We start from the raw sequence: 12655 nt of genomic DNA, 5'->3' as shown, positions 1-12655 counted from the left end.
TAAGGACTCGGCATGACGAAGAAAATTGTACTCGCCTACTCCGGCGGGCTGGATACCTCGGTTATTCTGAAATGGCTGGCCAACGAGTACGGCTGCCCGGTCATTGCCTACAGCGCCGACATCGGCCAGGAGGAAGACTGGGACAAGGTGCGGGAAAAGGGTCTGGCCACCGGCGCGGCCAAGGTGGTCATTTCCGACCTGAAGAAGGAGTTTGTCCGGGATTTCATCTTTCCGGCCTACCGGGCGAACGCCATCTACGAAGGCTCGTATCTGCTCGGCACCTCGCTGGCCAGGCCCCTGATCGCGAAGGAGCAGGTGCGCATTGCCCTGGCCGAAGGCGCGGACACGGTGAGCCATGGCGCAACCGGCAAGGGCAACGATCAGGTGCGTTTTGAACTGAGCTATCTGGCCTTAAACCCCAATCTGCAGATCATTGCGCCCTGGCGCATCTGGGATCTGAACTCCCGCAGCAGGCTCGTGGCCTATGCGGAAAAGCATGGCATTCCCGTGCCGACTGCCAATAAAAAATACAGTTCGGACGCCAACCTGCTGCACATCAGCTACGAGGGGGACCTGCTGGAAGACCCCTGGAACGAACCGGAAGAGTCCATGTTTCAATGGAGCGTCTCCCCGGAAAAAGCCCCGGACAAGCCAAGCTATGTCGAAATCGAGTTCAGGGCCGGCGATCCCTGTGCCATTGACGGCGAGCATCTGGAGCCCCTGGCCATCATGCAGCGGCTCAACCGGCTCGGGGCGGCCAACGGCATTGGCCGGCTCGATCTGGTGGAAAACCGCTATGTGGGCATGAAGTCCAGAGGCGTGTATGAAACCCCTGGCGGCACGATTCTCCACATCGCCCACCGGGCCCTGGAGACCATCACCCTTGACCGCGAGGTCATGGCCATCCGCGATTCTCTGGTGCCCACCTACTCCCGGCTCGTCTACAACGGCTTCTGGTTCTCTCCGGAAATGCAGCTCTTGCAGCGCACCATGGACGACGCCCAAGCGCAGGTCAACGGCGTGGTGCGGCTCAAGCTCTACAAGGGCAACTGTGTGGCCGTGGGCCGCAAGTCCGACAATTCCCTCTATGCCCACGACTTTGTCACCTTCGAGGCCGACCATGTCTATGACCAGGGCGATGCCACGGGCTTTATCCGTCTGAACGCCCTCAGGCTGCGCATCCAGGCCCTGCAGCGCAACAAATGAACGATCCCGCGAAAGGAAGCCCTTCGGACAAGCTCTGGGGCGGCCGCTTCGCCGAACAGGCAGCGGCCAGTCTGGAGGACTTTACCACGTCCATCCACTATGACAGCCGGCTTTTCCACCACGACATCATGGGTTCCAAGGCCCATGCCCGCATGCTGGTCAGGCAGCAGCTGATCACCGCTGAGGAAGGCGAGGCCATTCTGCAGGGGCTGGACGACATTGAGGCCGACATCGAGGCGGGCCGCTTCCGGTTCCGGCCGGAGCTGGAAGATATTCACATGAATATCGAAAAGGCGCTGACCGATCGCATCGGCGAGGCCGGCGCGCGCCTGCACACGGCCCGGAGTCGCAACGACCAGATCAATCTGGACATGCGCCTCTACCTGCGCGACGAGTGCGAGACCCTGGACGGCCTCCTGACCGCCCTGCAGAGGCGCCTTGCCGCCCTGGCCCGGAAACATCTGGGGACGATCATGCCCGGCTACACCCACCTGCAAAGGGCGCAGCCGGTTTTACTGGCCCATCATCTTCTGGCCTATGCCACGATGTTCGGCCGCGATCGCGGGCGCCTGGCGGATTGCAAGAAGCGCATCAATGTGCTGCCCCTGGGCGCAGCGGCGATTGCAGGCACCGGCCTGCCCATAGATCGGGACCAGGTGGCAAGGGATCTGGGTTTTCCTGAAGTCAGCGTCAACTCCATGGACACGGTGGCGGACCGGGACTTTGTGCTGGAGACCCTCTTCTGCCTGAACCTCGTCCAACTGCACCTGAGCCGGCTCTCCGAAGAACTGGTGCTGTGGTCAACGAAAGAGTTCGCCTTTATCCGTATTGGCGACCGCTACTGCACCGGCTCCTCCCTGATGCCCCAGAAAAAGAACCCGGACATCCCCGAACTGGTGCGGGGCAAGAGCGGCCGGGTGACCGGCGCCCTGGTGTCGCTCCTCATGACCATGAAGGGCCTGCCGCTCAGCTACAACCGCGACATGCAGGAAGACAAGGAGCCCCTCTTCGACGCCCTGGATACGGTGAAGGCTTCCCTCGCCATCACCTGCGAAATGCTGGGCGACACGGTCTTCGATGCCGAAAAGATGCGGGCCGCCACAGAGGGCGGCTTCATGACCGCGACCGATCTGGCCGACTATCTGGTGAAGAAAAACCTGCCCTTCCGTCAGGCCCACGGCGTGGCCGGCCGCATTGTCGCCCGCTGCCAGGAACTGGGCTGCGAGCTGAGCGAGCTGCCGCTCGCGGAGATGCAGGCCGTTTCGCCGCTGATCGGGCCTGACATTGGCAGCAGCCTGAGTATCGAAGGCTCGGTGAACAGCCGGATCTCTGCCGGCGGCACGGCGCGGGCGCGGGTCGAAGAGGCGCTCGCCGCTCTCGAACAACAACTGGGAATACACTCATGAAAAGATCTTGCTTTCAGCACGGCGCCCCTGTTCTGCTCGCCGCCGCACTGGCCCTGCCCCTGGCGGCCTGCGGATATAAAAACAACCCGGTGCCGCCGCAGCGCCTTGTGCCCCAGGCCATCACCGATCTGAAATACCAGTTGGGCAAGGACGGCGCGACCCTCACCTGGAGCTACCCCCAGAAGACCGTAAGCGGCAAGGATCTGGGCCGCGTCCGCAATTTCCTGCTCTACCGGGCTGTGGTGCCGGTTGCCGACTACTGCGAAAAATGCCCCATTCCCTTTCTGGCTCCGGTCACCCTGGATGGCGGCGCCTTGCCGGACAAGGGGGGGCGCACAGGCAGCTACAACGAGCCCATACTCCGGCCCGGCAACATGTATTTTTACAAGATCCGCTGCAGCAACGGCTGGCTCTCCGAATCGGCTGATTCCAACGTCGTCTCCTTCCTCTGGGATACGCCTGCGGCCGCTCCCACGGGGCTGCTCGTGCGCAGCGTGCGCGGCAAAAACCAGCTGAACTGGACTGCGGTCAGTACAAACCAGGACGGCTCCGCAATCACTCATCCGGTGCGCTACCAGGTGCTGCGCAAGGTGGATGACGGCGCTTTCACCCGGCTGGGCGCCCCGGTCAGCGAGACCACGTACACGGACGGCAAGGTGCAGAGCGGCCAGAGCTACACCTATCAGGTGCAGTCTCTGAGCGTGCTCAAGCAGGGACTGGTCGAGGGCGGCCTGAGCGATACGGCCAGCGCCACATCGCAGGGCAGAGAAGCCCTGCGGCGGCCGGAACCGCCGCAGGCGGTGATCACCGACACCGGGGTCAAGGTCTTCTGGAACCATGCGCAGACCGGGAATCTGGCCGGTTACCGCATCTACCGCCGCGCAGCCGGCGAAACGAGCGCCCGGAAAATCGGCGAGGTCAAGCTGCCCTACAATATGTACATCGACAAGAGTGCCCCCAAAGGCGTGGCGCTCTACTATTCGGTTTCCAGTGTGGACAGCCAGAACCCGGCCAACGAAAGCTCCCGCACGGCCGAGGTGCAGGCTGAAGAGTAAGATGATGCCATGGCCCATGCCAAGGAATGCCTGAGCGCGCGCTGGCCCCTGCCCTTCTGGAAGATGAGCGGTGCGGGCAATGATTTTGTCCTGATCGATCACCGGGGCGCCTTTGTGGCGGCCAGGGACATGGCCGAGTTCGCGCGGCTGGTCTGCCGGCCGAAATTCGGGGTCGGGGCGGACGGGCTGATCTTCATCGAACGGAGCGAAGAGGCCGATTTCCAGTGGCGTTTTTTCAACGCGGATGGCTCGGAAGCGGAGATGTGCGGCAATGGCGCCCGCTGTGCCGCCCGCTTCGCCTTCATGCAGGGCATCGCCGCGGCGCACATGCGTTTCCTGACCAGGGCCGGCCTCATCGAGGCCAGTGTGGACGAGACGCTGGTGACCGTGTCCCTGACGCCGGCCACCGATCTGGTCCTGAACCGGCGGCTGCAGGTGACGGACCGGCCCCATGTCGTGCACAGCGTCAACACCGGCGTGCCCCATGCCGTGCTTTTTGTGGAGGATCTCGCCGGAACCGATGTCTGCAGCCTGGGGCGGGCCCTGCGTTTTCACGAGGCCTTTGGCCCGAAGGGCACGAATGTCAACTTCGTCGCCCTGGCTGACGATGGCCTGCACATCCGCAGCTACGAACGCGGGGTGGAAGACGAAACCTTTGCCTGCGGCACCGGCGCGGTGGCCGCAGCCCTGATCGCGGTGCAACTGGGCCTCAGCAGTCCACCGGTCAGGATCAGCACCACGGGCGGCGCCCAACTGGACATTCTGTTCACCGAAAAAGGCGGAGAGCGGCTGCCGGCCCTGCGGCTCAGAGGTTCGGCCCATGTGATTTACAGGGGCGAGCTGACGCCCGAAGCGCTCGCGTAACGAGCCCCATTCCTTTTCAGCAATCGCGTACCCATCATCCAGCGAGGCAAACGCTCATGAAACCCATTTTTGGCGCCATCACCGCTTTGGTCACCCCCATGCAGAACGGCCGGGTCGACGAAAAAAGCCTGATTGACCTGATTGAATTCCAGATCGCAAGCGGCATTCACGCTCTTCTGCCCTGCGGCACGACCGGCGAATCGGCCACTTTGAGCTTTGAGGAGCACAAAGGGGTCATTGACCTCTGCGTGCAGACTGTGGCCGGCCGCGTGCCGGTCATTGCAGGCACGGGCGCCAACAACACGCTCGAGGCCATCGAGCTGACCGAATCGGCGAAAAAAAGCGGGGCCGACGCGGTGCTCTCCGTCACGCCCTACTACAACAAGCCCAGTCAGGAAGGCCTGTACCAGCACTTTGCGGCCATTGCCCGGGCCGTGGATATTCCGATAGTGCTCTACAATGTGCCCGGCCGTACCGGCATCAACATGCTGCCCGCCACCGTGGCCCGGCTGGCCGAAATCCCGCAGGTCGTGGCCATCAAGGAAGCCTCGGGCAACCTGTCCCAGATCAGCGAGCTGCTCCTGTGCTGCCCCAGGGATTTCATCGTGCTCTCCGGCGACGACTTCACCGCCCTGCCCTCGGTTTATCTGGGCGCCAAAGGGGTCATTTCGGTGGTCTCCAATCTGGAGCCGGGCAAAATGGCGAAGCTCATGGATGCAGCGCTGAAGGGCAATATGCCCGAGGCCAACCGGCTGCACTTCGAACTGTTCCATCTCATGGGCGCCATGTTCTGCTATCCCAGCCCGGCCCCGGCGAAAAAAGGGCTGGAGCTGATGGGCAGAATCGCCTCTGCCGATCTGCGGCTGCCCATGACCACCATGGACGAGCCCGCACTCGCCCGGCTTGAGAAAGACATGCGCGAACTGGGTCTCATCTGAGGAGCTGCCATGGTCAGGGTATTGGTTGCCGGCGCGGCCGGCCGCATGGGACAGCAAATCGTCAGAACCGTGCACAGTATGCCGGAATTGGAACTGGCCGGCGCCTTTGAAGCGCCGGGTCACCCGGCCATTGGCCGGGACCTGGGCGAAGTCTGCGGTCTGGGACCGATTGGTGTGCCGCTGAGCGCGGGTCTGGAGTCGGTACTGGACAAGGGCGAGGTCCTGATCGACTTCACCTTTCACAGTGCAAGCATCGGCTTTGCGCGGCTGGCGGCCAGGCGTGGGCTCGCCATGGTGGTCGGCACCACGGGACTCTCGGCTGACGAGGAGGCGGAACTGGCGCGTCTTGCGCAGGAGAGCTTTCCCTGCGTGCACGCGGCCAACATGGCTGTCGGCGTCAACGTGCTCTTCAAACTGGTGGAAAAAACCGCCCGCATTCTGGGCAATGCCTATGACGTGGAGATTCTGGAGCTGCACCACCGCCTGAAAAAGGACGCGCCTTCGGGTACGGCCATTACCCTGGGCAGGATGGCGGCCCGGGGCCTGGAGCGCAATTTCGACGAAGTGGCGGTGCGGGAGCGCAACGGCATCATTGGCGCGCGCACCGATGCGGAAATCGGTATTCAGGCCATTCGCGGCGGCGACATCGTGGGCGAGCACACGGTGTACTTTGTCGGCCAGGGCGAGCGGCTGGAACTGACCCACAAGGCCTCAAGCCGTGACAACTTTGCCCGTGGCGCCGTCCGGGCTGCGGCCTGGGTCAAGGGCAGACCCAAGGGCATGTACAGCATGTTCGACGTGCTGGGTCTGAACGATTGACCGCTGCCAAACAGGGACTGCCGTCCGCTGCCTGTGGCGGCAGTCCCGCCCTTTCGCTGGCCGGCATCGGCATGGGCGCCAATCTGGGCCCAAAGGCCGCGACACTGCTGGCTGCCTGGCAGGAACTCGGCGCGATACCGGCTATCCAGCCGCTTGCCCTTTCTTCCCCCTGGCGTTCCAGGCCCCTGGACATGCAGTCCAAGGGCGAGTTTGTCAACGCCGTTGCCCTGATTGGATCAGGGCTGAATCCTTCCGAGCTCCTGCAACTGCTGCTGACGCTGGAGGCCCGCCACGGCCGCAGACGCGATCCCAAGGCCCCTGGTCATCAGGACCGGCCCCTGGATCTGGATCTGCTTTTTTTTGGCGGGCTTTGCCGGCAGACGGCCACTCTGACCCTCCCCCATCCCCGCCTGGCCGAACGACTCTTTGTGCTGGCGCCACTGGCCGAAATCCTGCCGGACTGGCAGCATCCACTCCTGCGGCAAAGCGCGCGCGAACTGCTGGAGCTCCTGGAAGGGGCCGGTCAGCAGGTGCAGAAAGACCGCTGGCCCGATCCCGTGCCCTGAACCCGACTGGCTGGCTGTAGTTCCAGCCCGCATTGATCGCCTCCATACCCAGAGCCGCGCCGGACCAGTCTGCTCAGATTGCCCTGGTCGACATGGCTGGAGCTGGTGATCCCCCCTTTGCCGTCCCTCACCCTGGCCGTCTGCTGCCGGCCGCCGTACTCGCAGGAAGAACCCGTTTCCTCGCCGCAGGCCGAACAGCCAGACCCCTGCTCCCGAACAACCCGTGCCACACCGCCCTGCACGCCCACCCCGCCCCCGCTGTAGCTGAAACGCAGCTCCCGCCCCAGACTGTCCTGATCAGGCTCAGCTCATTCCCGCTGTAGATGTAGACAAAACCCAGGCACCCTGCCTGGCTCGCCGCCACCAAAGGCCCCTGATCGTCATAGTCCCGCAGATCCCGGTTCGCCTTCTGCAGCCGAAACCCGCCATTGTTGCGCACGATCCGGTCTCCGGCCCCCAGAACCGCGGTGTAGCTGCCATCCGCGTTTGCCGCAAAGGCCACATGCCGGCCGTCGGCCCGCACCAGGGTCAGCTTACCCTCTGCCTCCACCACCTGCTCGCCCAGCACAGACAACCAGCCATAGCAGCCTGTTGAAAAAGTCGCAGCAGTGCGCAATGCGAGTAAAAAGTTTCGTCAGACAGAGCCACAACTCACTGATTCTACGTTACTTGAAAATTGAAATTCTGTAGCGTGGAACCTGAAATATAGTTTTTCAACAGCCTGATAGTCCAGAGGCCTGACTTCCGTAGAATCATTTATAATAATTCATATAGTTTTATTATTCCTTTTTGTAACAAAAGATTCCATATTTCCAGAAATGTACCGCGCACTTCCTTTATTTCACTCCGTGTCCATAAAGGATTATAAGATTTACCTTCTGGTGTAATTGATTGGAGATTATTGCCATGAAATATTTTTTCATAAACCTTATTTAAAGTAGGAGTTTTTAATTTTTTTATTTCGTCTACCATGTTAAATGTATGCAATATGTCTTCAATAAAATTCCAACCATTTAATAAGCGTATACATGTTGATTTTGATGAAGATTTATCAACTTTCAAAGTTTTTAATGAAATCAAAAACTTGTCGAAATCAATATATGATCCTTCATTCCAATGAACCTTGTTAAAATCAGTTCCAAGAATCTTACTAAAACCTTCTATATTACTTGATGTTACTAATTGTTTATCTTTATCAAGAAGAAAGGAATCCCTTTCATTATCATTTGTTATCCAAATTAGAATTGTTAAATTTCCCTTAAAACAGTATCCATAAGGATACATTTCATAAAAAACCGCATCTTTTTTATTCATAATACAATCCAGAATTCAATTTTATCAGCCCGTTGAAGAAACTTGTTTTTCCCGACCGGTTTGCAAAGAGGACGATTGTGCCCCTGCGTGTCAGTTGTGCCATCTCGAAATGACCATCATGACACAATCTGGACTATCAGCCGTATTCGGCAGCCAAATGACCAATATGAGCAGGCTCAGGTTGCCGATTCGGGCAAAAAGCAGTGCCGCAGGGGCATCGGCCCAACCCCTGGGGCTGCCAAAACCAAACAAGGCCCGTAGCAGGATACCCAAATTGAACCCCGCAACATGAATAATGTAACGCTTCTCCACATTGGCCAGCCCGCAAAGATGCACCCGCCGCATGCCGCCCCGGTCAAGGCAGTGGGCAAAGCTGCGTTCCACCCGCTCGCCCCGCGCCCGCAAAAGCGCCTTGCCCGTACCGGAACCGATCCGCTTCCTGTTCCCGTACACCGCTTCCCGGGCATCCATGTCGCCTTTCCAGCGCAATCGCCCCTTGTGCGCCGGCTCGCTGATCCGGCTGGTACAGGCATCCGGCAAATCCTTCAGCACCTTCCGGCTGTGACAGCCCTTGTCCGCCACCAGAGCAAAGGGCTCGTCAATGCCGGGCGCGTCTTCCTTGTCCCTGATCGCGCACAGCTTGGCCTGGGCGTCGTCAAGTGTGGTGGCAAGCGTTGTGGTGTCGCCCCGATCCGCAGGGTGTATCACCGCAGAAACTACCGCCCCGGATTCCAGATCAACCACATGCTCAGGTCTGTACGCCATATGCGTACGGCCATCCCTGAGTTTGGCTATGCGCGCATCCTCATCGGTGCCCGATTGCCAGTCCCTGTTGGCAGTCGTTTTCTCCTGGCGCTTGCGGTCAAAGGCGATCAACTCCGCCCTGGTCGGCGTCCTGATGCCGCTCTCTTCAGCCAGGCGTTCAAGCATTTCCTGGTAGGTCTCGCCTGTATCGCGGCGTACAATGCTCTTCATGGCCGCATTCGCCTCCATGCTAGAGGCGTCGATGCCCAGATATTTCCCGTTCAGCAGCTTGGCTTGCTCCAAAATCCGCAGCACAAAGACAAACATTTCGTGATGAACTTCCAGCGGCAGACGCCCCCGGATACGGCACAGGGAGGAGTGATCAGGCACGGATTCGGTGGGGCCGAGCTGGAGAAATTCGCGCAGAGAAAGGGAGTCGGCACAGCGCCAGCAGATGCCGCGCTCAGAGTCGATGCCCTCGAAGTAGCCGATCAAAAGCATGCGAAAATAGCGGCCCGGCGGGATGGACCTGCGGCCGGGTTTTTCGGCGTAGAAGGGCGCACAGAGCTTTTCGAGGAAGGCGTCAAATGCTTTCTGGTGCAGGAGCTTCTGCAGCCACTCGTAAAAGACATGCCCCTGACTTTGGGGCAGCTGATCATAGATCAGCCACATGCTCTTCTGCTCTGCCTGCCTCCGGCCAAGACTCATGACGCCTCCTCAACACAATTTGATCGCCTGTGCACTATTATGCCTTGCCTGAAGAGTTTTTCAAAGGGCTGTCAGGGGTATCGGTTTGCGCAAGGTCACGGAAAAAAAGCTCAGGAAAGCAGCAAAATGGTTGAATGTTCAGTCCAACAAATATTTAGAGTACCTTACTCCTGCTGATTTTTTTAATAGAGCTCTTACCGGCATTCTTGCAAATTGAATAAAAGCTTCAAACAATATTGTATTATCCTTTATCAAGCATTCATAGATTCAAGGAATTGAAAGGAATATAAGATAAGGTGAAACAACAAGAATCCAGCCAAATATTCAAAAAGATAACCCATATGTAAAAAATATATTTAATATATAAAACTAACGATTTTTCAAAAAAATTAAGGGGAAATGAGATTATATGCGCAATAATCCCAATAATAGTTATAGACATCAGCGAAAGCAAAAATGAAGGGTAAAAATAAATAGATAAAGAATTTTTTGATGAATATTTTAAAATAATAAAAAATATTATTGAGAAAATAAAAAATGATAAATATGTAATAATAACAATAGCCTGTGGAATTGCTAAAAAAGAAAATATTTTATCTAATATTTTATCTTCAAAAAATATTATATTGTTTCTGCTTATGAAAAAACTTTTTACTAGTACAATGATAAAATTAATAATAAATAAGAATATGATATATTTTCTCTTGTTCGTCAAATCTTTAAAAAAATTATTAGGAGAAATTATTATTTGCTTAAATATTTCACAAAACACATTAATTTCATTCCAAACGCGAGTTCGTGTCTGTTTTAGAATATTTTTGTATTTTTGCATGACTTATCTTTTTTCCAATGGAAATTTATCATTTTTTCATGGATTATTGGGATCGGATCTCCGTTCTTGTAATACATCATGTTCTCATCCTACCAACTCGTCTGGATCTGCTCCAGGAAAAGCTGAATCCATCTCTTTCCTTATCTGAGCCCCCAGCGATTCAAATACCATCTGCCCCAATTCTTCATGCCGTAGTAATTGTGGCCGGTTGTTACCTAAATTAATTCCTCCGGATCGCGCCAGTTCAGTGGATCATTTTCTACATAGGCATAGAGATTGAGCCCGCATTCAAGGCCAAAGGGATCGGGTACGAGATACCTTCCGGTTTCCAGAGTATAGCACATGTTTCAGTTGTAGTGGAGACCTGTTTCAGCGTCATAGTACTGGCCAGGAAAGCGCAGGGTGCTCTGCACCGTGCCGAGTTGGACCTGGTCCTCGCCAAAGGGCAGATAGCAGATATCACGGGCCAGCTCGTGTTCCCCAAAGTGAAGTCCGCTGATCCATCCCGCCGCATCACGGCTGCCAGCGCGGTACCGTGCCGGAGGGATAGGAGCTGCAGCTCAGCTCGCCTTGGCCTCTTCTCAGATGTCCACAGTCCGGCTCGTCCCGTCCCTGCTCACCTACCCCTGCTCACCCGGCCCAGACGTTGTAGCTGAAGCGCCATTCAAACTCCTCATCTGTTCTCCGTCAGACGCCCAACCGTACCCTGGTCCCAGCGCAGCTCCACCGGCCGCACAGCGCCTGACCACTGGATACGCACCGGACGGTTCAGCAGGCTGTTGAAAAACTATATTTCAGGTTCCACTCTACAGGAATTTCAATTTTCAACTAGCGTAGAATCAGTGAGTTGTGGCTCTGTCTGACGAAAATTTTTACTCGCATTGTGCACTGCTGCGACTTTTTCAACGGGCTGTCAGCGCATCCCAGAAGAACTCCGCCCGCTCGCACAGGGCATTGCGCTGGCTCACCAGATGCCTCGCTTCGTCATAGCCCGACTCGGCGAGAGAAAATTCTCGTTGTTGGCTAGTTTCTTTCAAATTTTTTATCGTTGGCTATTTGGTTATTGATGAGTTCAAGCAGTAATTTTTCATCATCATTCAATTTCTCTTCTGCATTATCTATAATTTGGGATCGTATATCTATTAATACGCCTTCAATTACTGCAAGTGCAGCTTCTTTTTTACCGTTTTTTATCTTAGTCGACAAGTCAATTAAAATTGAGACAAACATTTGTGTCTTGAAAAAATCTGTATTAACCTTAACAGTATTGTTAATTTTATCTAATTCTTTAGTAAAACTTTCTAAATCATTTATAGTTTCTTCATTTATTGGATTCATTCGATAGCCTGTGAAAATACCTAAAACAAGTGATATAAAAGAAAAACATATTATTAACAGAATAGTTTTATTCATTATTCTCCTCGTTAATGACAAGTGTACAAGCTCTGTTTCACTTTTCAATAAAATTATTCAACCTATCTTGCATATAATCATGATGTATAACATGCACTTTTTTATTTATACACATAATTTATTTCAAATTCTTTTTTAATTTTACTTCGTTCCTTTAATAAATTTATCATTATGCAATGCATCATATGTTGATCTATTCTCAAATTCTGCTTTGTATGCGGCCAGTATTGAGTCATAAGCATGGAAATCTAATATTGCATGATAAAATATGTTTTCCGGCTGTTATCGCCGTAGCCGGTTATCGTCTGCCCATTCCGGCTGACTGTCTTCAGTCGTCCCAAGGTATCCCAGGTGAAGTTGCACAGACCCTCCTACAACAAGCATCCTGCAGCATCGTAATTGTCAATCCTTACTCTCTTTTCTATTTTAATCTTGATAATATTTCAGGACAAATGGAAATATGGTTATACCAAGTCCAATAATAAGGTATTCAAAATATGATTCTATATATTCAATCAGCACATCTATATCAAAAAATAAAATAAGAAAAATAAATAGTAAAAATAAAATTATCACTGACAAGGTTAATAATACAAAGATTAATTTTATAATTCTATCTTTTTTGAAAATCGTTGGTAAAAAATTGGCGCAGTTATCATCATTTCTATATTTTTTTAAACCTAAAGTAAAAAATATCAATATAAGAAAAAATAGAAAACTTATTATTATAAATATGATATCCATACCAAAATTTATGAGAAAATATATTATCATTATATTAAATGATATT

At 54.5% G+C, this 12655-nt stretch carries 13 protein-coding genes; 7 read left to right on the top strand and 6 right to left on the bottom strand.

Annotated elements, in window-relative coordinates; all coding sequences use genetic code 11:
• Positions 1–12: 12 nt before the first annotated feature.
• Genes CAY53_RS07980 through folK form a run of 7 tightly spaced genes read left to right on the top strand, consistent with a single transcriptional unit; the run spans position 13 to position 6854 of the window.
• Positions 13–1206, top strand: a complete 1194-nt coding sequence (locus CAY53_RS07980) for an argininosuccinate synthase (protein ID WP_104936667.1) — start codon at positions 13–15, stop codon at positions 1204–1206.
• Positions 1203–2612 (top strand): argininosuccinate lyase, encoded by a 1410-nt coding sequence (argH, locus tag CAY53_RS07975; protein ID WP_104936666.1) that lies wholly within the window; start codon positions 1203–1205, stop codon positions 2610–2612. The genes CAY53_RS07980 and argH overlap by 4 nt, the downstream gene beginning before the upstream one ends.
• On the top strand, positions 2609–3667 hold the full coding sequence (locus tag CAY53_RS07970; protein WP_104936665.1) for a fibronectin type III domain-containing protein: 1059 nt from the start codon (positions 2609–2611) through the stop codon (positions 3665–3667). Before argH ends, CAY53_RS07970 begins: the two co-directional genes overlap by 4 nt.
• Before the next feature lie 9 nt (positions 3668–3676).
• Positions 3677–4531, top strand: coding sequence for a diaminopimelate epimerase (gene dapF / locus CAY53_RS07965; RefSeq protein WP_104936664.1), 855 nt, complete (start codon positions 3677–3679; stop codon positions 4529–4531).
• A 56-nt stretch (positions 4532–4587) separates the two neighbouring features.
• Entirely contained in the window at positions 4588–5469 is an 882-nt protein-coding gene (dapA, locus tag CAY53_RS07960) for a 4-hydroxy-tetrahydrodipicolinate synthase (RefSeq protein ID WP_104936663.1), read from the top strand.
• Positions 5470–5478: 9 nt separating this feature from the next.
• The gene (gene dapB / locus CAY53_RS07955) at positions 5479–6288 is read left to right on the top strand and encodes a 4-hydroxy-tetrahydrodipicolinate reductase (protein ID WP_104936662.1); all 810 of its coding nucleotides are present in this window, start codon (positions 5479–5481) and stop codon (positions 6286–6288) included.
• A complete protein-coding gene (folK, locus tag CAY53_RS07950) occupies positions 6285–6854 on the top strand; it encodes a 2-amino-4-hydroxy-6-hydroxymethyldihydropteridine diphosphokinase (protein WP_104936661.1) in 570 nt (189 codons plus the stop codon). Before dapB ends, folK begins: the two co-directional genes overlap by 4 nt.
• Positions 6855–6981: 127 nt before the next feature.
• On the opposite strand, the gene CAY53_RS07945 is transcribed toward folK, so the two are convergent.
• The 6 genes from CAY53_RS07945 to CAY53_RS12650 form a co-directional block, all read right to left on the bottom strand.
• Positions 6982–7422, bottom strand: coding sequence for a hypothetical protein (locus CAY53_RS07945; RefSeq protein WP_104936660.1), 441 nt, complete (start codon positions 7420–7422; stop codon positions 6982–6984).
• A gap of 188 nt (positions 7423–7610) precedes the next feature.
• Positions 7611–8168: a hypothetical protein gene (locus CAY53_RS12655; RefSeq protein ID WP_146106452.1), complete on the bottom strand. Its 558-nt coding sequence runs from the start codon at positions 8166–8168 to the stop codon at positions 7611–7613.
• 90 nt (positions 8169–8258) lie between these two features.
• Positions 8259–9620 (bottom strand): transposase, encoded by a 1362-nt coding sequence (locus CAY53_RS07940; RefSeq protein WP_219842644.1) that lies wholly within the window; start codon positions 9618–9620, stop codon positions 8259–8261.
• 1047 nt (positions 9621–10667) lie between these two features.
• Positions 10668–10796, bottom strand: coding sequence for an RHS repeat domain-containing protein (locus tag CAY53_RS13230; RefSeq protein ID WP_219842643.1), 129 nt, complete (start codon positions 10794–10796; stop codon positions 10668–10670).
• A gap of 558 nt (positions 10797–11354) precedes the next feature.
• Positions 11355–11489 carry a hypothetical protein gene (locus CAY53_RS13750; RefSeq protein ID WP_281261019.1) on the bottom strand — a complete coding sequence of 45 codons (135 nt, stop codon included), beginning with the start codon at positions 11487–11489 and terminating at the stop codon, positions 11355–11357.
• On the bottom strand, positions 11476–11865 hold the full coding sequence (locus tag CAY53_RS12650; RefSeq protein WP_146106451.1) for a hypothetical protein: 390 nt from the start codon (positions 11863–11865) through the stop codon (positions 11476–11478). The genes CAY53_RS13750 and CAY53_RS12650 overlap by 14 nt, the downstream gene beginning before the upstream one ends.
• Positions 11866–12655: the final 790 nt, after the last annotated feature.

Source organism: Desulfobulbus oralis (genome assembly GCF_002952055.1).
In the GTDB taxonomy this organism is placed as follows: domain Bacteria; phylum Desulfobacterota; class Desulfobulbia; order Desulfobulbales; family Desulfobulbaceae; genus Desulfobulbus; species Desulfobulbus oralis.
This window is presented reverse-complemented; position numbering and strand designations above follow the sequence as displayed.